The following is a 20,072-nucleotide window of genomic DNA, read 5'->3' on the forward strand; positions in this document are numbered from 1 at the left end:
CCGATGAAGAAAGCCATGTCTCAGTCAGCCCATAGAAGCCTGAGGGCCCCTGGCAGGGTCCTGCAAAGGCAAGCTCAGGCGTTGACCCGCTCTCAGGGCCTCAGCAGAATAGGCGCCCAGCATTGAGAGCGCTCTCAAGGGAGTCACATGACTGGCAGACAGGGCCCGGCGTTCAGTCGGCGTTCGCTCATCGGTGCCGGACTCGGCATCAGCGCCGTGGGGCTGGCCGCGGCCGGCTCCGGGCAGGCCATGGCGGCCGGTTCGGCCGTCACCGGTCGGGGGTCGGCCACCGGCCGAGGATCGGCCCCGGCCCGGGGACGCTCCTTCCTCGCCGCCGCCATGGACGCCTACCCCGACCACGGCGGCATCCGCCTGACCCAGAGCTACACCGACCAGGCCGGCCTCTTCAGCACTGCCTTCACCTACGACAACGCCCTCGCGGTCCTGGCCCACCTCGCGGCCCGGACCGCCGACGGCCTGCCCCGGGCGACCGCGTTGGGCGACGCCCTGCTCTACGCCCAGACACACGACCCGGCGTACGACGACGGCAGGCTCCGGCAGGCCTACAACGTCGGGCCGTACACCTTCTACGACGGCTCACTGCAGCCCGACGGCTTCGTACGGGCGGACGGCACCGCCAACGTGGGTGCACAGTTCGGCTTCACCGGCACGGCCGTGGGCGACATGGCCTGGGCCGGGATCGCGCTCAGCGCGCTCGCCCGCCGTACCCGGGCGCGCCGCTTCCTCGCCGGTGCCGTACGGATCGGCGAGTGGATCGAGCGCACCGGCCGGACCGACGAGCCGCTCGGCGGCTACAAGTTCGGGGTGGACGGCGCGAACCAGAGGCTGCCGTTCACCTCCACCGAGCACAACACCGACCTCGTGTGTCTCTTCGGCCGGCTCGCCCGGCTCACCGGGGACCGGGTGTGGCTGGAGCGGCGCGGGCGGGCCGAGGCGTTCGTGCGGAGGATGTGGGAGCCGTCCGGGGGCTTCTTCTACACGGGAACGAACGACGGTGTGACCGTCAACAAGACCCCGGTACCGGAGGACACCCAGACCTGGACCCATCTCGCCCTCGGCTCCCGTGGCCGTGGCTACTCGCGTTCTCTGGACTGGGCCGCGGCCGAGCTGGCCGTCCTGGATCATGCCGGGCGCGCGAACAGCACGGTGCCCGCGGGGCAGTCGTACGAGGGTGTCACCTTCAGCTCGGCGAGCCTCCTGGCGAACGAGGACGCGCCGATCGCCGAGGGCCAGCCCAGGCCCGACCGCAACGGGGTGTGGTTCGAGGGGACTGCTCACCTCGCGCTCGCCCTGCGGGACCGGAGTGGCCGTGGTGACGAGGCGCGTGCCCGGCGGCTGATCGCCTCGATCGAGCAGGCCCAGGATCTGCTGGGAGGCGGTCAGACCGTCGGCGGCCGGGCGCTTCCCGAGCGCTGCGGTGTGGTGTCCGCGAGCAGTCCGCTGGACACCGGGTTCGGCTTCGGCTACTACCCGTACCGGCACACGGGGGCCACCGCCTGGTACCTGCTGGCCGCGGCGCGCTCCAATCCGCTGGAGGCGTGACCAGGGATGCCCGGTCCGCCGACGCGTGCGACGGACCGGGCAGCTTCTCAACTGACGTGATGGACGGTCTGGTTGGTCAGCTCGTAGCGGGCGCCCACGATCGCCAGCCTGCCTGTGGTGATCTTGGCGGCGAGGTCCGGCTCCGCTTCCAGCTCGGAGCGTACGAGCCTGACATTGGCGTCGACGGTCGCGTCGATGCGGGCGTCGCCTTCCTTGCTGTGGTCTATGGCCGGGCTTATCCGGTCGGCCAGGTACTGGATGTGCGCGGGCAGTTGGCTCCCGGACTGCTCGGCCTCGACAGCGGCACGCACCGCGCCGCACGACTGGTGCCCGAGCACGACGACCAGGGGTATGCCGAGTTCCAGAACGCCGTAGGCGACGCTGCCGAGCACGGCCTCGTCCAGGACCTCACCGGCGCTGCGTACGGTGATCAGGTCGCCCAGTCCCTGGTCGAAGACCAGTTCCGGGGGGACGCGGGAGTCGATACAGCCGAGCACGACCGCGAAGGGGTGCTGAGCTGTGGCCAACGCGCGCCGGATCTCCGGGGTTTCGTGCGGGTGGCGTTCGCGGTAGGCACGCCAGCGACGGTTGCCGGCGGCCAGCTCTTTGAGGGCCTCGGCCGGGGTGCTGGGCCGTGAGCCTTGGGTGGGGGCGGCGGTGGCCGGCCGGGCGGCGCCGAGGCCCGCGCCGAGAGCTGCGGCTCCGGTCAGCGCGGTGCGCAGGAGAGTGCGGCGGACGGTGCCACCGTTGGTCGGCCGTGGACCGGCGAAGGGGTGCGGTTCACGGCCGGCGCCTCTGTGGGCAGCGGAATCTGTGTTCACGACCAGAACGTATGCCCGAGTTCGGGTCCGGCCGCGATCCTTGCCGATTCATGGTGAGAGTTGGGTAAGTGATGTTCTTACCTTGAACGGCTCTTGACAGTCTCTCAGACCTGACGGGTCCCTCCCCCAGAGAAAAGCAGGACGTCCGGACCGGCCTTCGCGGGCCGGGCCGGACGTCCTGTCAGGCGGGGGTGATCAGACCAGGTCGAACCGGTCCAGGTTCATGACCTTGACCCAGGCGGCGACGAAGTCGTTCACGAACTTCTCCTTCGCGTCGTCGCTCGCGTAGACCTCGGCGAGCGCACGCAGCTCGGAGTTCGAGCCGAAGACCAGGTCGGCGCGGGTGCCGGCCCACTTGACCTCGCCGGTGGCGGCGTCGCGGCCCTCGAACGTGGTCTGGTCCTCGGACGTCGACTTCCACGTGGTGCCCAGGTCGAGCAGGTTGACGAAGAAGTCGTTGGTCAGCGAGCCGGGCGTCTTGGTGAAGGCGCCGAGCGGGGACTGCTGGTGGTTGGCACCCAGGACCCGCAGGCCGCCGACCAGGACGGTCGTCTCGGGGGCGCTCAGGGTGAGCAGGTTCGCCCTGTCGAGCAGCAGGAACTCGGCCGGCAGGCGGTTGCCCTTGCCGTGGTAGTTGCGGAACCCGTCGGCGGTCGGCTCGAGCGCCTCGAAGGACTCGGCGTCGGTGTGCTCCTCCGTCGCGTCCACACGGCCCGCGGCGAAGGGAACCTGCACCTGGAAGCCGGCTTCCTTGGCGGCCTTCTCGACGGCGGCGGAGCCACCGAGGACGATCAGGTCGGCCAGGGAGACCTTCTTCGCGCCGGAGTTGAACTCCTGCTGGATGCCTTCCAGGACACGCAGGACCTGAGCGAGCTCGTCGGGCTCGTTGACCTCCCAGCCGCGCTGCGGCTGCAGGCGGATGCGGGCGCCGTTGGCACCGCCGCGCTTGTCGCTGCCGCGGAAGGTGGACGCCGAGGCCCACGCGGTGGACACCAGCTGCGAGACGGACAGACCCGACTCGAGGAGCTTGGTCTTGAGGGTCTCGATGTCCTCGGCGCCGATGGTCTCGCCCTCGGCCTCGGGCAGCGGGTCCTGCCAGATCAGGGTCTCCTCCGGGACCTCCGGGCCGAGGTACAGCGACTTCGGGCCCATGTCACGGTGGGTCAGCTTGAACCAGGCGCGGGCGAAGGCGTCCGCGAACTCCTGCGGGTTCTCGTAGAACCGGCGGGAGATGGGCTCGTAGATCGGGTCGAAGCGCAGCGACAGGTCGGTGGTGAGCATCTTCGGGCGGTGCTTCTTCGACGAGTCGTGCGCGTCCGGGACGATCTCCGCGGCGTCCTTGGCGACCCACTGGTTGGCGCCGGCCGGGCTCTGCTCGAGCTCGTACTCGAACTCGAAGAGGTTCTTGAAGAAGCCGTTGCTCCACTGGGTCGGGGTGGTGGTCCAGGTGACCTCCAGGCCGGAGGTGATGGCGTCACCGCCCTTGCCCGTGCCGTAGGTGCTGCGCCAGCCGAGGCCCTGCTCCTCCATGGAGGCGGCCTCGGGGTCGGCGCCGACGTTGTCGGCGGGGCCGGCACCGTGGGTCTTGCCGAAGGTGTGGCCACCGGCGATCAGGGCGACGGTCTCCTCGTCGTTCATCGCCATGCGGGCGAACGTCTCACGGATGTCGCGGGCCGCGGCGATCGGGTCCGGGTTGCCGTTCGGGCCCTCCGGGTTGACGTAGATGAGGCCCATCTGGACCGCGCCGAGCGGGTTCTCCAGCTCGCGGTCACCGGTGTAGCGCTTGTCGTCGAGCCAGGTGGTCTCGGGACCCCAGTAGACGTCCTCCTCGGCCTCCCAGACGTCGGCACGGCCGCCGGCGAAGCCGAAGGTCTCGAAGCCCATCTGCTCCAGGGCGACATTGCCGGTGAGGATCAGGAGGTCGGCCCAGGAGATGGACTGGCCGTACTTCTTCTTGACCGGCCACAGCAGACGGCGGGCCTTGTCGAGGTTGCCGTTGTCCGGCCAGCTGTTGAGCGGGGCGAAGCGCTGCTGGCCGGCGCCGGCGCCGCCGCGGCCGTCGCTGATGCGGTAGGTGCCCGCGCTGTGCCAGGCCATACGGATCATCAGGGGGCCGTAGTTGCCGAAGTCGGCCGGCCACCAGTCCTGCGAGGTGGTCAGTACCTCGGCGATGTCCTGTTTGACGGCGTCGAGGTCGAGGTTCTTGAAGGCCTCGGCGTAGTCGAAGTCCCCACCGAGAGGGTTGGCCACCTCGGGGTTCTTGGCGAGGATCTTCAGGTTGAGCCGCTCGGGCCACCACTGGCGGTTGCCACCACCCTGGGTCGGGTGCAGCGCGCGGCCGTGCGCGACCGGGCAGCCGCCTCCCGTCTCCTCCGACTTCGGGTCGGTGACGATCGCGTCGTGGTTCTCAGTCATGGAAATCCTTCCGGACGGGGTGGATCACGGTGCTCGGGTGGATCACATTGCTCAGGAACTGCGGGCGGTGGAGCAGGCGGGGCACAGGCCCCAGTAGATGACCTCGGCCTCGTCGACGGCGAAGCCGCGGTCGTCGGACGCGGTCAGGCAGGGGGCGTGGCCGACCGCGCAGTCGACGTCGGCGACGGTCCCGCACGACCGGCAGACGAGGTGGTGGTGGTTGTCGCCGACCCGTCCCTCGTAGAGAGCCGGGCTGTTGGGCGGGTCCAGGCGGCGTATGAGTCCTGCCGCGGTGAGTGCGTGGAGCCCCTCGTACACGGCTTGGACGGAGATGTGGCCGACGCGGCCGCGCACCTCGGAGGCGATGACCTCGGCGCCGAGGTGGTCACCGTCCCGCACGGTCTCGAGCAGCGCGACGCGGGCGGCCGTCACCCGCAGGCCGGCACCGCGGAGCTCCTCGGCGGTGGTCGGGGTCTGGGATGCGGTCATGCCGCACAACCTAGCGCCCTAAACACGACTGGTTCAAGAAAACGAACGGTTCAATTTTGGTGTCGTCTTCGTGAGGCCTTGCGTGGCGGGCTTCATCGCAGGTTTGTGAACTCCGTCACAGCGATTGTGCCGTGAGGTTCTGTCGGGGGGTGTCAGCTCTGCCCGTGGCGTGTCAGCACCGCTCGTGCCGTCGCCGCCATGGCCTCGTCGACCATCTGGCCCTCGAAGGTGAGCGCGCCGGTGCCGGTGCGCTGGGCCGACTCCACGGCGGCGACCAGGCGGGCGCAGCGGTCGAGCTCTTCCGCGGTGGGGGCGAAGACCTCGTTGATCACGGGGATGTGGGTCGGGTGGACGGCCATCATGCCTTCGTAGCCGAGGGCTCGGTTCTGCTCGGCGAAGGTGCGCAGGCCCGCCAGGTCGGCGATGTGCGTCCACAGTCCGGTCACCGGGTACGGCGCTCCGGCGGCGCGGACGTCGAGCAGTACACGGGAGCGCAACGCCAGCGTCTCGGTGCCCTGGGGACTCCAGCGGTAGCCGACGGCTCGCTCCACGTCGCCGCCGGGTGCGGTCAGCGCACCGGCGTGAGCGACCCGGGGGGCCGCGGCGGCGATGTCGTAGGCGTCGTGGAGCGCGCGGGCCGACTCCAGCAGGGGGACGAGGATCGTCGTGCCGACGGGGAGGCCGTGTTCCTGTTCGCACCAGGTGATCAGGCGGTCGGCGAGCCGTACGTCGGCGGCGGTGTGCACTTTCGGCAGGACGATCCCGGCCGCTCCGGGGCGTACGACGGCACGCAGTTCCTCGGCGGCGGCCCAGTCGTCGAGCGGGTTGATCCGGACGAACAGGGCCATGGCGCCGGCCGGTTCCGCGGCGGCCTCCGCCAGGGCCTCGGCGACCCGGGCGCGGGCGAGCGGCTTGTCGGGCACGGGCACCGCGTCCTCCAGGTCGAGGATGACGGCGTCGGCGCCGGCCGCGCGGGCCTTGGGGAGCCAGTCGGTGCGGTGGCCTGGGACGAAGAGGAGGGAGCGCAAGGGTGCCGTGGCGCGCGCCTCGCCCCTCGCGGGCGTACAACCCTCAGACGGCATCGTTCTTCTCCAGGGCCGCGAGTTCCTCGTCGCTCAGTCCGAGCCAGTCCCGGTACACGAGGTCGTTGTCCTGGCCGAGCGCCGGGCCGGTGCGCCAGACGCGGCCGGGGCGTTGCCGGAAGTGCGGGATGACCGCCTGCATACGCACCTCGCCCAGGTCGGGGTCGTCGACGGTGACGATGTCGTCGCGCTCGGCGTAGACGGGGTCGGCGGCGATGTCGGCCGCGTCGAACACCCGGGAGGCCACGACCTCGGCGCGGGCGAACGCCTCAAGGCACTCGGCCTCGGAGCGCTCCGCCACCCAGGCCCGCAGTCCCTCGTCCAACTCCCCCCGCCGTGTGTGCTGTTGCTCCGACGTGGCGAACTCCTCCTCCGGCAGGCCCAGCAGCCGGGCCACGTTGCGTACCGAGCGCAGGGTCGCTGAGGTCACCGTGATCCACTGCTCGTCGCCGGACCGGTAGGTGTTGATCACGGCGGCGGGGGCGACCGCCAGCTGGTTGCCGGAGCGCTGCGGCACCGTGCCCAGCTGGTCGTGGACGATGACCTGCCATTCGACTCCCTCGGCGGCCATCTGCCGGTGCTGGCGGCCGTCACGGGCATGCCGCTGAGTCTGGTCTTCACGCCGGACGCCTACTACCTCGGCGTCCTCCCGGTCCTCGCCGAGACGGCGCACGGCTTCGGGACCGATCCGGCGGAGGTCGCCCGGGCCGCCATCCTCGGCCAGATGACGACGGGTTTCCCGCTCAGCCCGCTCACCGCCTCCACGTTCATCCTGGTCGGCATGAGCGGTGTCCAGCTCGGCGAGCACCAGCGCTTCATCTTCCGCTGGGCCTTCGCCACCACCCTCGTGATGACCGCCGGCGCCCTTCTCACCGGCGCCCTCTCCCTCTGACGGAGGCTCAGGCGTTCGTGGAGGTCAAGCGTTCGAGCTTGGCGGTGGCCGTGGCGGCCTTGCGATCGGCCTCGCGGACGCGGCGGTCCGCCGTGCGCGCCCGTTCCCGGGCCGACCGCTGGGCGAAGCGGGCCTGCTCATGCTCGCCCCTGGTGCGTTCCAGTTCCTCGGTGAGCTCGCCGACGCGTCGCTCGAGGCGGTCCACCTGCTCTTTCGCCTCCTGCACCGCCCGGCCGGCGGCCGCCGCCTCGTCCCGTAGCTTCCCCAGCTCCCGATCGGCGGCCTCGGCGTCCCGCCGGGCCTGGGCCACTCGCTTGCGCTGCTGCCCGTCGTCCTTCCGGCCCGGACGGGACGGGGCGGCCGCGTCGGGTGGGCGACTCCGGCCCTTGGCTCCCCCGCCCTCCGCGACGGCACGCTCCCCGACGGCCGGAAAGCCGACGGTGGCACTCAGCGGCTTGACCAGCCGGCCGCCCGCCCAGGCCTGGGCGGCCTCGGGATCCGCCAGAACGGCGTGCAGGGTGTTCTCGACCTCGCGCTGCACACCGTCGCCGATCGCATGCCCGGCCTCCGCGGCGAGCTGCCGGGCCTGAGCGGACAGGGCACGGACGATCGCGTGCTGCTGCCGGCTCAGCTCGCGCAGCTGTGGGCCGTCCAGGTCGTGGTGAGCCTGCCGCAGGCCCTCCCCCAGGCGGAGCAGGGGCTCCACCTCGCCGGGGAGGCCGCGGACCAGGAGGTTGCCGACCCAGGCCGCGAGGCTGGGCTTGCGCAACGCGCCGATCCGCTCGGCGAGGTCCCGGTCACCGGCGGTACGGGCGGCGGCGACGGCCGACGCGCGGGCCGCGGTGAACTCCTCCGGCCGCAGGGCGTACAGCTCGTCGGCGACATCGTCGTACTCCATGAGCGTCCCTTTCGCGCGGAAGCTCCGATTCGATCGTCTCAGGCCGCGCCGTCCGGGGCTCGCGGAAGGCACCGGAGGTACCCCGTTCAAGATCGGGAAATCGACGGTTTAACATATGAGCGCCGCCTAGCTCGAAAGATGGATCTGTGACTGTCAACGACGACTCGTTCACCAACTGGAAGAACCGCGAGGAGATCGCGGAGTCGATGATCCCGATCATCGGGAAACTGCACCGGGAGCGGGACGTGACGGTCCTGCTGCACAGCCGCTCCCTGGTGAACAAGTCGGTGGTCAGCATCCTCAAGACCCACCGGTTCGCCCGGCAGATCGCCGGTGCGGAGCTCTCCGTCACCGAGACGCTGCCGTTCCTGCAGACCCTCGCCGCGCTGGACCTCGGGCCGTCGCAGATCGACATCGGCATGCTCGCCGCGACGTACCGCGAGGACGACCGCGGCCTGTCGATCGCCGAGTTCACCGCCGAGGCCGTCGCCGGTGCCACCGGGGCCAACAAGATCGAGCGCCGCGAGGGACGCGACGTCGTCCTCTACGGCTTCGGCCGCATCGGCCGGCTCGTGGCCCGGCTGCTCATCGAGAAGTCCGGCTCGGGCAACGGTCTGCGGCTGCGGGCCATCGTCGTCCGCGGCGGAGGAGACCAGGACATCGTCAAGCGCGCCTCGCTGCTGCGCCGCGATTCCATCCACGGCCAGTTCCAGGGCACGATCACCGTCGACGAGGCGAACAGCACGATCGTCGCCAACGGCAACGAGATCAAGGTCATCTACGCGAACGACCCGTCCGAGGTCGACTACACGGCGTACGGCATCAAGGACGCCATCCTCATCGACAACACCGGCAAGTGGCGCGACCGCGAGGGCCTGTCGCAGCACCTGCGACCCGGGATCGACAAGGTCGTTCTGACCGCGCCCGGCAAGGGCGACGTCCCGAACATCGTGCACGGCGTCAACCACGACACGATCAAGCCGGACGAGCAGATCCTGTCCTGCGCGTCGTGCACCACGAACGCGCTGGTGCCGCCGTTGAAGGCGATGGACGACGAGTTCGGGGTCCAGCGGGGCCACGTGGAGACCGTCCACTCGTTCACCAACGACCAGAATCTGCTGGACAACTACCACAAGTCCGAGCGCCGGGGCCGCTCCGCGCCGCTCAACATGGTCATCACCGAGACCGGTGCCGCCTCCGCCGTCTCCAAGGCGCTGCCCGACCTGAAGGCGAAGATCACCGGCAGCTCCATCCGGGTGCCGGTGCCGGACGTCTCCATCGCGATCCTCAATCTGCAGCTGGCGCGCGAGACCACCCGCCAGGAGGTTCTCGACTACCTCCGTGACGTCTCCCTGACATCGCCGCTGAAGCGCCAGATCGACTTCATCAGCGCCCCGGACGCGGTCTCCAGCGACTTCATCGGCTCGCGCCACGCCTCGATCGTCGACGCCGGCGCCACCAAGGTCGAGGGCGACAACGCGATCCTCTACCTCTGGTACGACAACGAGTTCGGCTACTCGTGCCAGGTCATCCGTGTCGTGCAGCACGTGTCCGGCGTGGAGTACCCGACGTACCCGGCTCCGGCGGTCTGATCCCGTTCTCTGATCCCGTTCGACGACGCGGGGCGTGCCAGGACGGCACGTCCCGCGTGGTCGTGCGTCAGGAGCGGGCCAGCTCGATCCTGTACCGGCGTGTCTGCGAGCCGTCCTCGCTGCTCACGGTCACGACGGCGGCCCGTGAGGTCTCCTTGCGGACGGTCACGGTCGCGTACGGGTCGCGGGACGTGGCGGTGACCCTCGCCCGGTCCGGGCGGTCGGAGGTCACGCTGTAGCTCGTCCGGTCCGGGGCGAAGCCGCCGACCGGCACCCCGTCGACCTCGATCGAGGCGGCCCCGGCGTCCGTGGAGGTCCCGGGTGCCTTGGCGCGCAGCTCGATCTCTCCGAGGGTGATGTAGCCGCCGGGGCGTGCCGTCAGGGCCACGCGTACCCCGGTCACCGGGCCGGTGGCGCGTACCGGGACGTCGGCCACCGGTGTGCCCTCGGTGCCTACCGCGACCTCGTCGCTCGCGTCGGCCCAGGTGCCGTCGGTCCCGCGCACCTGCACCTTGAGGGACTCCGCGAAGCTGAGGTTGGAGCCGTCACGGTGGAAGTGGGTCACGACCCGGGTGAGGTCGCGTGCCTCGGGCAGGGTGAAGGTGATGGTGTCGGACGGGTTCTTCGTGCCTGATCGCCAGTTCGACCAGGCCTTCTCGGACATGTTCCCGTTGCGCAGACCCTCGGCGGAGTAGCCGCTCTCGGTGTAGGTCGCGCCGACCGTCACGCCTTCGTCGAGCGCGGTGTTCGTCTCCCGGGGTGCGGTGACCTGGACGCGTACGGCCGCCTGCGCCGTCGTTCCGCCGGGGACCCGGGCGGTACCGCGCAGGGTCACCACGCCGGCGTCGTCGAACGCGCCGCCGGGTGCGGGGTCCCAGGTGACCGGGAGGTCTGCGGTTCCGCCGTGCCGTCCGACGCCGGTGACCGTGGCGGGCAGCTCAGGGCGTCCGCCGGTGTAGGTCTTGGCGCGGGCCGGGAGCGTCGAGGCGATGGTGTCCACCGTGACGACCGCTTCGGCGCGGACGGTCCGGCCGAGCGCGTCGGTCGCACGGCCCTTCACCCGGACGGTTCCGGGCTCGCGCCACCGTGACTCGGAGGGCAGCGTCCACCGCACGGGGAGCGAGCCCCGGGCGCCGTCCCGGTAGACGGGTGTGACGGTCCCGGGCAGTTCGGGCGTGCGGCCTGGGACGGTGAACGCCTCGGCCTGCTGGGTACGGAGCACCGTCTCGTCGGTGACGGCCCACCGCTGGTTGGCGTTGGAGGTCGGGAGGAAGGCCGATACGCGGGCGCCGTCCGCTGTCGACTGCCCGACGACGTCGAGCAGTCGGCCCGTGGTGGCGTTGACGAAGGTCCAGGTGCCGTCCCCGGTGGTCGACATGATCCACTGCGCGGCCGGGGAGTCGCTCTCTTCCAGCACCGCCTCGTTGTCGCGCACGGCGAGGCGCGCGCCGGTGGCGGCGTTGACGAGGGCGTAGCGCTCCCGGTTGCCGTCGCCCCTGGTCAGCTGTTTCACGGACCACAGCTGGGACTTGGCGGCCGGGTCGGCCGTACGGACGACGATGCCGTTGCCTTCGCCGGACGGGGCCAGGGACTTGCCGCTCTGGGCTCCCTGGAGGCGGTAGACGTGGCCGGGCTGGACGAGCGCGGCGTCCTTCGCGGTGCCCGACACCCCGTCGACGAGGAGGGACGTGACCGACTTCGCGGGCACGGTCACCGTGGCCGAGCCGTCCTTCACCTTGACCGGTGTCCCTCGGACGAGGGCGCCGTCCGCACTGGTCACCACCGGGGTCACCTTGGCGCCGGGTGTGACGCGCCCGAAACGCGAGAGGTCAAGGGTCACGGCGCGCGGGGCCGTGCCGTTGTTGACGTGCACGACGGTCGCTCCGCGCCCCGACTTCCGTACGGCGGCGACGCTGGAGGGGTCGTCGGCCTTCACGAAGTGGTCGCCGGGGCGGATGTGGTGGGTGAAGTTGCGCAGGGTGTGGAACTTGGTGTTGGCCCGGATCGGGCAGCTCTCCAGGGTGTCCTTCGCCGTGCAGTTGAACGGGATGTGGATGCTGCCCCAGTTCTTGCCCGCCTGCGCCTGGGGGATGGAGTCCTCCACTGGCTGCCACAACACCCAGGCGGACGGCTCCAGTTCACGGATGTCCTCGACGACCCGGGTGGCGATGCCGAGCCCCGGTTCCATGCCGGTGAAGTCGGTGCCGGTCCCCCAGGTGCCCTCTACCTCGCTCATCCAGAACGGCCGGTCGGCGGCCTTGGCGCTGTCGCGGGCGCTGGTGCGCATGCCGGTTCCGTAGGTGTGCACGTTGAGCTGGTCGACGGCGGCGCGGGCGGAGCCGTCGTAGGCGTTCCAGTTGCGGACGAAGGTGCTCGGGTTGGTCTCGTCCATGGCGGAGACGGTGGCGCGGGTCTTCGCCTTGTCGAGGGCGCGGCGCACGGCCAGTACGACCTTCTGCTGGAGTTCCGGGCCGGCGTGGGCGCCCTCCTGGCGGCCTCCGGTGGGCTGTCCGTCGGGGCCGAGCTGGGTGCCCCAGTAGTTGGTGTTGGGCTCGTTGAGCGGGGCGAGGGTGTCGAACTTGATGCGGTGCTTCTTCTCCAGTTGCTCCGTCACCTCGACCAGATAGGCGGCGAAGTCGTCGACGCGGTCCGGTCGTATCTGGTCGGTGTTGGCGTCGAAGCCTCCCGAGACATAGCCGCTGACGGTCTGGAACCAGGGCGGCGAGTTGCTGAAGGCCTCCCACTTGGTCACCTTGTTCTTGACCCGGTCCACCCACCAGCGCTGTCCCCGGTCGGCGGACCAGTCCCAGTGCTCGGGGTCGTCGGGGTTCCACCAGTCGGTGTCCTCCCTGGTGGTGCCCGCCGGGGCCTTCCAGAAGCCGTCCATCGTCGCGCCGGTCTTCATGTAGTCCTTGCGGACGTCGGGCGCGTTGCCGCCGCCGATGTTGTAGCGCGCGATGTTGAGGCGGAGGCCGTCCTCGCCGAACAGCATGTCGGCGAGCTTCTGGCGGATGGGTTCCGGGTAGCGGCCCGTGATGTTGGCGAACCAGACGAGGCTCGTCCCCCACCCTTCGAACTCCTGCTGCCGGTAGGACGGGTCGATCCGTACCGTGACCGCGCTGCCGGGCGGTTCGGCGACAGCGGCAGCGGCGGGCGGCACGGTCACGAGTCCCGCGCCGAGTACCAGGGGGACGGCGACCGCCAAGGCCGGGGCGAGGCGATGTCTGCTGGACATGGATTCCCTTCGGGAGCGAACAGAACCGCGCAGAACCAATCGAGCTTCCCGAATGTTTTAGGACGGCAATCAACACGTCAAGAGGTGGGGCGAGTTGGGAACCGACGCACACCCCTTGACGCGTTCCGCCCCGCCACCCCAATAATGACCGTCCACCTACCGTCCACATATCTAAACGACGTTCTCTGTTGTGTACGTAAGCGAGCACGGAGGCGCAGTGACCGCTTTAGGCACCATCCGCAGTCGTCCGATCGTCGCCTCCCTCGCCGTCCTGCTCGCCGTATCCGGCTGCTCGGTGGCAGGTGCCGACCCCATCGGCGGCGGTCCGGACACCCTGCGCATCGTCCTGCCCGAGGAACCGCCGACCCTCGAACCCTGTGACGCCTCGCTGACCGCGACGGGCCGGGTCACACGGGCCAACATCACGGAGGCGCTCACCGAGCGCGAACCGTCCACCGGACGCCTGGAACCCGCCCTCGCCACCAAGTGGACCCGGAATTCGGCCACTTCGTGGACCTTCACCCTCCGCGAGGGTGTCACCTTCCACGACAAGACGCCCTTCACGGCGGCCGCGGCCGCGTTCTCCGTCAAGCGCGCCACGGACTCGAAGATCGATTGCAACGTCGACGGCTACATCTTCGCGGACAGCGAGCTCACCGCCACGCCTCTCGACGACACCACGCTCCGGGTCACCACGGCGAAGCCCGACCCGATCCTGCCGCTGCGCCTGTCCTTCGTCGAGATCGTGCCGACCAGCACCGACCCCGACTCCCGCGTGCGCGAGCCGGTCGGCACGGGGCCCTACCGGATCGACGACTGGAACCAGGGCCGTCAGCTGCGGCTGAAACGCTTCCCCGGCTACTGGGGCAAGGCTCCCGAGTTCGCCGCTGCCACCTACGTCTGGCGCGCCGAGGGCAGTGTGCGCGCGGCCATGGTGACGAACAACGAGGCGGACGTCGCGATCGGGCTCGCCCCCGAGGACGGGGCCGGTGACCGCGCGGTCGAGTTCGCCACCAACGAGGTGTCCTACCTGCGGATGGACGCCACCGAGCCGCCCCTGGACGACATCCGGATCCGACAGGCCGTCAACTATGCGATCGACCGGGAGGGCCTGGTCACCGCGGTCTTCGCCGGCCGGCCCAGCGGGCAGCTCGTGTCGAAGGGCGTCACCGGCTACAACCCGCGCATCGAGCCATGGCCGTACGACCCGGAACGGGCCCGCAGACTCGTCGCCGAGGCCCGCGCCGACGGAGTCCGCACCGGCACCACCATCACCCTCATCGGCCGCAACGGCATCTACCCGAAGGCCGCCGAGGCGATGGAGGTCGTCCAGGACGGTCTCATCAAGGCCGGGCTGAAGGTCAGGATCAAGATGCTCGACGTCAACGCCTGGCTGGAGTACCTGCTGCGCCCCTTCCCCGCCGGCGACACCGGCCCCACCCTGCTCCAGGCCCAGCACGGCAACCAGGCCGGCGACGCCGCCTTCACGATGGGACAGATCTACGGCAGCGAGGGCGCCCAGAGCAGCTACGGCACCGAGGCCCTCGACACGCTCATCGAGGAGGCGCAGCTCGCGTCGGGCGGGAAGCGGCAGCAGGCGTTCGCGGACGCGTTCACCCATCAGAACGACGAGGTCGTCCGGGACGCCGTCATGGCCAACATGACCGGACTGCTCGCCCTCTCCCCCAAGGTCCGCTACCGGCCCGACTCGGCCACCAACGACGAGATGCGGCTCGCCGGCATGCATCGAGCGGACTGAGGGAGGACATCACATGCTGACCCTGCTGCGCCGCCGCGCGGTCTCCAGCGTCGTCCCGCTCCTCGTGGTGGTCCTCGGCGTCTTCTTCCTGGCCCGCCTCACCGGAGACCCCGCCAACCTGTATCTGCCGCTGAGCGCGACGCCCGAGATGCGGGCCGAGTTCGCCGCCCGCAACGGCCTGGACGAACCGCTGATCACCCAGTTCGGCGACTATCTCGCCCAGGTCGCCCACCTCGACTTCGGCGAGTCGCTGCGCACCGCCCAGCCGGCCGGCGAGGCCGTTCTGCGGGCCTTCCCGGCGACGCTCCAACTGGCCGGCTGGACGATGCTGCTCGCCATCGTGGGCGCGGTGGTCATCGGCAGTCTGGCGGCCTACCGCCCGAACTCGGCGACCGACCGGGTCGCGAGCTTCCTGTCCTCCACGGCCGCCAGCGTCCCCGACTTCTGGATCGCCATCATGGGCGTGCTGGTCTTCGCGGTCACCCTGGGCTGGCTGCCCACCTCCGGCACGAGCGGCGCGGCGGCGTGGGTGCTGCCCGTGGCCACGCTGTTCATCCGCCCGTTCGGCGTGCTGGTCCAGGTGGTGCGCGGCGCCATGGTCTCGGCGCTGTCCGCCCCGTATGTGAAGGTGGCGCGCGGCAAGGGGGCCTCCGAACTCCGGGTGGTCTTCGGACACGCCCTGCGCAACGCCGCCGCACCGGCGCTGACCGTCGGGGGCGATCTGGCCGTGGGGCTGGTCAACGGGGCGGTCGTCGTGGAGACCATCTTCGGCTGGCCCGGTATCGGCAAGCTCATGATCGACTCGGTGCTGCAGCGTGACTTCGCGGTGCTCCAGGCGGCCGTACTCGTGACCGCTCTGGCGATCTTCGCCCTCAATATCCTGGTCGACCTCTGCCACGCGCTCCTCGACCCGCGGGTCCGGCAGCGGGCGGCGGCATGAGCCAAGGACGGGACATGCTTCGGAAGGCCACATCCCAGACGGACGCCACGACCGTACGGCGGCGGTGGTTCGCCCTGCTGCTCCGGGACCGGTTCGCCTGCGCGGCGGCCCTGCTCCTGCTCCTGGTCGGACTGAGTGCCGTACTGGGGCCGCTGCTGGCCGGGGACCTGGCGACCCGTCAGAACCTGCGTGACCCGGGCCGGCCGCCCTTCAGTCTCGACCACGGCTGGGCCTTCGTCCTCGGCAGCGACTCCCTCGGCCGGCCCGTCGCCGCGCGACTGCTGGCCGCGGCCGGGACGACCCTGGCCGTGGCCGTGCCCGCCGTGCTGTGCTCGCTGGTCATCGGCTCGGTGTGGGGCATGTGGGCGGGCTATCACGGCGGTTGGCGCGAGAGCGTGTCGCTGCGGGTGGCCGACGTGATCCTCAGCTTCCCCTCCCTGCTGCTGGCCGTGGTCGTGCTGTACGTGTTCTCACCGAGTGCCGCGAGCATCGTGCTGGTGCTGGCCGTCGCCCGGATCCCGGTGTATCTGCGCACCGCCCGGGCCGAGGCCGCGGAGTTGCGCAGCCGGCTGTTCATGGACGCGGCCCGGACGTTCGGCACGGGCAGCTGGGCGGCCGTCCGACGCCATGTCGCGCCGAGCGTGCTGCCCACGCTGCTCACCGTCGCCGCGCTCGACTTCTGCTTCGTGATGCTGGCCGAGTCGTCGCTGAGTTTCCTGGGCATCGGCATTCAACCGCCGGACGTGAGCTGGGGGTTGATGGTCGCCCAGGGGCGGCAGGAGCTGCAGAGCGCGTGGTGGATCGCGCTGTTCCCCGGGCTCGCGATCGTCGTCACGACCGTGTCGGCGACCGTTCTCGCCTCCTGGGCCCGGCTGACGACCGATCCGGGGCAGCGGTGGCGGCAGGGGCTCGGGCCGCGTTCCCGGGGGTTGCGGACGGCGGCCGACGACGAGCGTTCGGGGGTGGGGAGCGGGGCAGGGGCCAGTGTCGGTGCTGGCGACCGTACGGCGGGCGCGAGCCTCGTCGTGGAGGACCTGTCCGTCGACGTGCACACTCCGGCCGGGCCGGTCCATGTCGTCCGCGGCGTGAGCTTCGCCGTGCGGTCGGGCGAGACGCTGGCGCTGCTGGGCGAGTCGGGCTGCGGCAAGAGCATGACCGCGCACGCCGTCGCCGGTCTGCTCGACCCGGTCGCCGAGGTGGTGGGCGGGCGGGTCCGGCTCGGCGGCGAGGATCTGCTCACGCTCGGAGCACGGGCCAGGCGCCGACTGGCCGGGCCGGGGCTGGCCATGGTCTTCCAGGACGCGCTCAGCGCGCTCAATCCCGTCCACACGGTCGGAGCGCAGCTGGCCGAGCCGTTCCGCATCCACGAGGGCGTGTCCCGGCGCGCGGCACGGGCCAGGGCCGTGGAGCTGATGGAACGCGTGGGCATCCCGGAGGCCCGCTCCCGGGTGAACGCGTACCCGCACCAGTTCTCGGGAGGCATGCGGCAGCGCCTGCTGATCGCGACGGCGGTCGCCCTTCGGCCCAAGGTGCTGATCGCCGACGAGCCCACGACGGCCCTGGACGTCACCGTGCAGGCGCAGATCATGGACCTGCTCGGCGAGTTGCGGGGCGAGCAGCGGACGGCCCTCGTCCTGATCACGCACGACCTCGGGCTCGCCGCCGAGCACGCAGACCGGGTCGCCGTCATGTACGCGGGGACGGTGGTGGAGACCGGACCGGTGGCGGAAGTGTTCGGCCGGCCCCACCACCCCTACACCCGGGGCCTGTTGGAGTCGGTGCCGGCCGAGCAGCACCGGGGCTCCCGTCTGACGTCGATCCCCGGGAGCCCGCCGGACCCGGCCGCGGTGCCGGACGGCTGTGCCTTCCGTACCCGCTGTCCCCTGGCCCGGGAACGGTGCGTCACCCACCGGCCGGCGCTGACCGGCACCGGAGCCGGCCGGGCCGCCGCCTGCCACTTCGGGAAGGAACTGGCCGATGCCTGAACGCGGGACCCTGCTGGAGGCCGCCGGACTGGCCAAGAGCTTCACGGTCCGGCGGACCGTACGGGGCGGCACCCGGCTGCGGGCGCTGGACGGGGTGGACCTGACCCTGGGGCGCGGGGAGACCCTCGGCCTCGTCGGCGAGTCCGGCTGCGGCAAGTCCACACTGGCCAGGATCCTCCTGCTGCTGGAGCGGCCCGACGCGGGCACCGTGCGGTACGAGGGCGTCGACCCGTTCGCGTTGTCGGGTGCGGAACTGCTCGCCTGGCGGCGGAAAGTGCAGATGGTCTTCCAGGATCCGTTCGGTTCGCTCAACCCCCGCCTCAGCGCGGCGGATCTCATCGGGGAGCCCTGGCTGACCCATCGCGACCTGGTCCCTCCTTCGCGGCGGGCGGCGCGCGTGGGCGAACTGCTGGAGATGGTCGGCCTGCGCGCGTCGGACGCGGGCCGCCACCCGCACGAGTTCTCCGGCGGTCAGCGTCAGCGCATCGGCATCGCCCGGGCGCTGGCGCTGGAACCCGAAGTGATCGTCTGCGACGAACCCGTCTCCGCGCTGGACCTGTCGGTGCAGGCGCAGGTGCTCAACCTCCTGTGCGACCTGCGGGACGAGCTGGGGCTGTCGTACGTGTTCATCTCGCACGACCTGTCCGTGGTGCGACACCTCGCCGACCGGGTCGCCGTGATGTACCTCGGCGGAATCGTGGAGACGGGCCCGACGGAGGAGGTCTACGAGCGGCCACGCCATCCGTATACGGAGGCACTGCTGTCGGCGGCCCCTTCGCCTCTGGCCGGCAGCGGGCACCGGCGGGAACGCATCGTGCTCACCGGCGAGATCCCGTCTCCCGCCGACCCGCCGTCCGGTTGCCGGTTCCGGACCCGGTGCCCCCGGGCGCGGGACCTGTGCGCCGAAGCCGTACCCGAGCCTGCGCCGGGTGCGCCTCTCCACGGTGCGGCATGCCACTTCCCCCTGGAGGAGGCACCCTCGGTCACGGTCTGACGGGTGGTGTCATTCGACCGCGTCCACCAGGAACTCCTGGTCCCGAGCCCCGGTGCACCGCTGCTGGGATATCTCGGCGCCCGCCGCCCGGTCGTCTGCGCCCTTGATCCCGAGACACATCCCGTTCTGCACCACGTGGATACGGTAGCCGTCGGCCTCGGAGCCTCCGGCCGGGTCGAAGAAGAAGTGCTGGCTGGTGCGGTCCGCCGAGCAGCTCTCCCAGGGCCAGGGTTCGAGCAGTCCCTCGACGACATGGCCGCTGCCCAGCGCGGTGAGACAGCCGTCGCCATACACCGGGTGGCGCCATTGGATGTAGTACGACCCTGTGGTGCCGACCGACACCAGTTCCAGGTCAGGCGGTGTGGCGTCGCCACAGGGCCGCTGGACGGCCACCTGGCTCCGGTAGCGCCCCTTGCGGTCGTGGCCCTCGGTGACGCACAGCTTGGGCGCCAAGGCCGGGCGGATCCGGGACGGTCCCGCCGGCGGGCCCTCGACGTCGGTGGATGAGGAGGGGACCGAGGAGGGATCCAGCCGTGGCCCGGCACCGGCCGCGCGCGTTCCCGTGCCCCGGTCGCCCGTCTCGCCGGGCAGCAGCGCCCAGGCTCCGACGGCGGTGAGCAGGAGCGCGGCGACGATGGAAACGGCCAGGGCGCGCCGGTTCTTGCCCCGGCCCACGTCCGGGCCGTCGGGGATGTGTGCCGACCCGCCGTCCACGGGCGTAGCCCCGTCGTCCGCTTCCGGCGGCTCGGCGGCGGCCAACCGGTCCCTGGCCTCCAGCCAGACAGCGACGTCCTCGTCTCCCCCACACGCCCGGACGAACGCGACGACCACCTCGGCACGCGGCAGCGAGTCCCGGCGCAGCGCGTCGGCCGCGGTGCTCCGCGCGAGCACGTCACCGTGCCGTTCCGCGTTCGCTTCCAACGTCCGGTAGGTCAGGCCGGCCTGTTCCTTGAGCCGTCGCATGCAGACCACGAACTCCGCGGCGCTGCGCGCCTCGTGCGCAACGGACGCTGTCTCCCCATGTCCGGCCATCATGGTCGTGCCCCTGGCAATGGACAATCCGGAATTCTGCCAATCCCCGTCCCGTCACTCCGCCGCGGTGACGCGCGCAACGCGGGGCTCCCGACGGGCACGTGAGAGGGGCCCTGCCGCGGCAGGGCCCCCACGCGCTCAGTGCTTGAAGACGTCCTTGGTCTTCTCCTTGGCCTGCCGGGCGTCTCCCTTGGACTGCTCCGCCCGGCCCTCGGCCGTCAGCCGCTCGTTACCCACCGCACGGCCGATCGTCTCCTTGGCCTTTCCCTTGGCCTGCTCGGCCTTCGCCTTAGACTTCTGCTCTCCAGCCACGATTCGTTCACTCCAAGTCGTGTCCGACTTCGGGGTCACCTGCCGAGTGACCTCGGGAGGGAC

16 protein-coding genes are annotated in these 20,072 nt (G+C 71.0%); 7 read left to right on the forward strand and 9 right to left on the reverse strand.

The genetic code is table 11. The annotated features are described in order from the left end of the window. Window positions 1–147 precede the first annotated feature (147 nt). Window positions 148–1,563 (forward strand): Tat pathway signal sequence domain protein, encoded by a 1,416-nt coding sequence (locus tag ACFT32_RS00400; RefSeq protein WP_382484044.1) that lies wholly within the window; start codon window positions 148–150, stop codon window positions 1,561–1,563. A gap of 47 nt (window positions 1,564–1,610) precedes the next feature. Here the strand turns inward: ACFT32_RS00400 and ACFT32_RS00405 are convergent, their stop codons facing one another. From ACFT32_RS00405 to ACFT32_RS00425, 5 genes are all read right to left on the reverse strand, one after another. Further along, window positions 1,611–2,384: a carbonic anhydrase gene (locus ACFT32_RS00405; protein WP_382484047.1), complete on the reverse strand. Its 774-nt coding sequence runs from the start codon at window positions 2,382–2,384 to the stop codon at window positions 1,611–1,613. A gap of 195 nt (window positions 2,385–2,579) precedes the next feature. Next, window positions 2,580–4,799 carry a catalase/peroxidase HPI gene (gene katG, locus ACFT32_RS00410; RefSeq protein ID WP_382484049.1) on the reverse strand — a complete coding sequence of 740 codons (2,220 nt, stop codon included), beginning with the start codon at window positions 4,797–4,799 and terminating at the stop codon, window positions 2,580–2,582. Window positions 4,800–4,850: 51 nt separating this feature from the next. After that, entirely contained in the window at window positions 4,851–5,288 is a 438-nt protein-coding gene (locus ACFT32_RS00415) for a Fur family transcriptional regulator (RefSeq protein WP_382484051.1), read from the reverse strand. A 152-nt stretch (window positions 5,289–5,440) separates the two neighbouring features. Beyond that, window positions 5,441–6,370, reverse strand: a complete 930-nt coding sequence (locus tag ACFT32_RS00420) for an HpcH/HpaI aldolase/citrate lyase family protein (RefSeq protein ID WP_382484053.1) — start codon at window positions 6,368–6,370, stop codon at window positions 5,441–5,443. Continuing rightward, the gene (locus ACFT32_RS00425; protein ID WP_382484055.1) at window positions 6,360–6,941 is read right to left on the reverse strand and encodes a CoA transferase; all 582 of its coding nucleotides are present in this window, start codon (window positions 6,939–6,941) and stop codon (window positions 6,360–6,362) included. Before ACFT32_RS00425 ends, ACFT32_RS00420 begins: the two co-directional genes overlap by 11 nt. On the opposite strand from ACFT32_RS00425, the gene ACFT32_RS00430 reads away from it, so the two are divergent. Next, complete coding sequence (locus ACFT32_RS00430) at window positions 6,903–7,262, forward strand: hypothetical protein (RefSeq protein WP_382484056.1); 360 nt, start codon at window positions 6,903–6,905, stop codon at window positions 7,260–7,262. The genes ACFT32_RS00425 and ACFT32_RS00430 overlap by 39 nt on opposite strands. Before the next feature lie 7 nt (window positions 7,263–7,269). On the opposite strand, the gene ACFT32_RS00435 is transcribed toward ACFT32_RS00430, so the two are convergent. Next, window positions 7,270–8,160: a hypothetical protein gene (locus tag ACFT32_RS00435; RefSeq protein WP_382484058.1), complete on the reverse strand. Its 891-nt coding sequence runs from the start codon at window positions 8,158–8,160 to the stop codon at window positions 7,270–7,272. A 146-nt stretch (window positions 8,161–8,306) separates the two neighbouring features. Here ACFT32_RS00435 and ACFT32_RS00440 point away from each other — a divergent pair, with 146 nt between their 5' ends. Then, window positions 8,307–9,752: a glyceraldehyde-3-phosphate dehydrogenase gene (locus ACFT32_RS00440; protein WP_382484060.1), complete on the forward strand. Its 1,446-nt coding sequence runs from the start codon at window positions 8,307–8,309 to the stop codon at window positions 9,750–9,752. A 67-nt stretch (window positions 9,753–9,819) separates the two neighbouring features. On the opposite strand, the gene ACFT32_RS00445 is transcribed toward ACFT32_RS00440, so the two are convergent. Then, window positions 9,820–12,987 (reverse strand): RICIN domain-containing protein, encoded by a 3,168-nt coding sequence (locus ACFT32_RS00445; protein ID WP_382484062.1) that lies wholly within the window; start codon window positions 12,985–12,987, stop codon window positions 9,820–9,822. 217 nt (window positions 12,988–13,204) lie between these two features. Here ACFT32_RS00445 and ACFT32_RS00450 point away from each other — a divergent pair, with 217 nt between their 5' ends. The 4 genes from ACFT32_RS00450 to ACFT32_RS00465 are packed head-to-tail and all read left to right on the forward strand — an operon-like array spanning window position 13,205 to window position 18,665. Then, the gene (locus ACFT32_RS00450) at window positions 13,205–14,746 is read left to right on the forward strand and encodes an ABC transporter substrate-binding protein (protein ID WP_382484064.1); all 1,542 of its coding nucleotides are present in this window, start codon (window positions 13,205–13,207) and stop codon (window positions 14,744–14,746) included. A gap of 13 nt (window positions 14,747–14,759) precedes the next feature. Continuing rightward, window positions 14,760–15,686 (forward strand): ABC transporter permease, encoded by a 927-nt coding sequence (locus ACFT32_RS00455; RefSeq protein ID WP_382484066.1) that lies wholly within the window; start codon window positions 14,760–14,762, stop codon window positions 15,684–15,686. A gap of 14 nt (window positions 15,687–15,700) precedes the next feature. Then, the gene (locus ACFT32_RS00460; protein ID WP_382484068.1) at window positions 15,701–17,671 is read left to right on the forward strand and encodes a dipeptide/oligopeptide/nickel ABC transporter permease/ATP-binding protein; all 1,971 of its coding nucleotides are present in this window, start codon (window positions 15,701–15,703) and stop codon (window positions 17,669–17,671) included. Further along, entirely contained in the window at window positions 17,664–18,665 is a 1,002-nt protein-coding gene (locus ACFT32_RS00465; RefSeq protein ID WP_382484071.1) for an ABC transporter ATP-binding protein, read from the forward strand. Before ACFT32_RS00460 ends, ACFT32_RS00465 begins: the two co-directional genes overlap by 8 nt. A gap of 9 nt (window positions 18,666–18,674) precedes the next feature. Here the strand turns inward: ACFT32_RS00465 and ACFT32_RS00470 are convergent, their stop codons facing one another. After that, window positions 18,675–19,724 (reverse strand): XRE family transcriptional regulator, encoded by a 1,050-nt coding sequence (locus ACFT32_RS00470; RefSeq protein WP_382484073.1) that lies wholly within the window; start codon window positions 19,722–19,724, stop codon window positions 18,675–18,677. Between the two features lie 111 nt (window positions 19,725–19,835). Continuing rightward, window positions 19,836–20,009 (reverse strand): CsbD family protein, encoded by a 174-nt coding sequence (locus ACFT32_RS00475; RefSeq protein ID WP_184586600.1) that lies wholly within the window; start codon window positions 20,007–20,009, stop codon window positions 19,836–19,838. Window positions 20,010–20,072 lie beyond the last annotated feature (63 nt).

The organism is Streptomyces sp. NPDC057002 (assembly GCF_042673825.1).
GTDB lineage: Bacteria > Actinomycetota > Actinomycetes > Streptomycetales > Streptomycetaceae > Streptomyces.

Bases quoted from the DNA above. Each gene is read 5' to 3' on its own strand.
- ACFT32_RS00400 (WP_382484044.1), top strand. From the start codon at position 148: ATGACTGGCAGACAGGGCCCGGCGTTCAGTCGGCGTTCGCTCATCGGT.
- katG (WP_382484049.1), bottom strand. From the start codon at position 4,799: ATGACTGAGAACCACGACGCGATCGTCACCGACCCGAAGTCGGAGGAG.
- ACFT32_RS00415 (WP_382484051.1), bottom strand. From the start codon at position 5,288: ATGACCGCATCCCAGACCCCGACCACCGCCGAGGAGCTCCGCGGTGCC.
- ACFT32_RS00420 (WP_382484053.1), bottom strand. From the start codon at position 6,370: ATGCCGTCTGAGGGTTGTACGCCCGCGAGGGGCGAGGCGCGCGCCACG.
- ACFT32_RS00425 (WP_382484055.1), bottom strand. From the start codon at position 6,941: ATGGCCGCCGAGGGAGTCGAATGGCAGGTCATCGTCCACGACCAGCTG.
- ACFT32_RS00435 (WP_382484058.1), bottom strand. From the start codon at position 8,160: ATGGAGTACGACGATGTCGCCGACGAGCTGTACGCCCTGCGGCCGGAG.
- ACFT32_RS00445 (WP_382484062.1), bottom strand. From the start codon at position 12,987: ATGTCCAGCAGACATCGCCTCGCCCCGGCCTTGGCGGTCGCCGTCCCC.
- ACFT32_RS00455 (WP_382484066.1), top strand. From the start codon at position 14,760: ATGCTGACCCTGCTGCGCCGCCGCGCGGTCTCCAGCGTCGTCCCGCTC.
- ACFT32_RS00460 (WP_382484068.1), top strand. From the start codon at position 15,701: ATGCTTCGGAAGGCCACATCCCAGACGGACGCCACGACCGTACGGCGG.
- ACFT32_RS00465 (WP_382484071.1), top strand. From the start codon at position 17,664: ATGCCTGAACGCGGGACCCTGCTGGAGGCCGCCGGACTGGCCAAGAGC.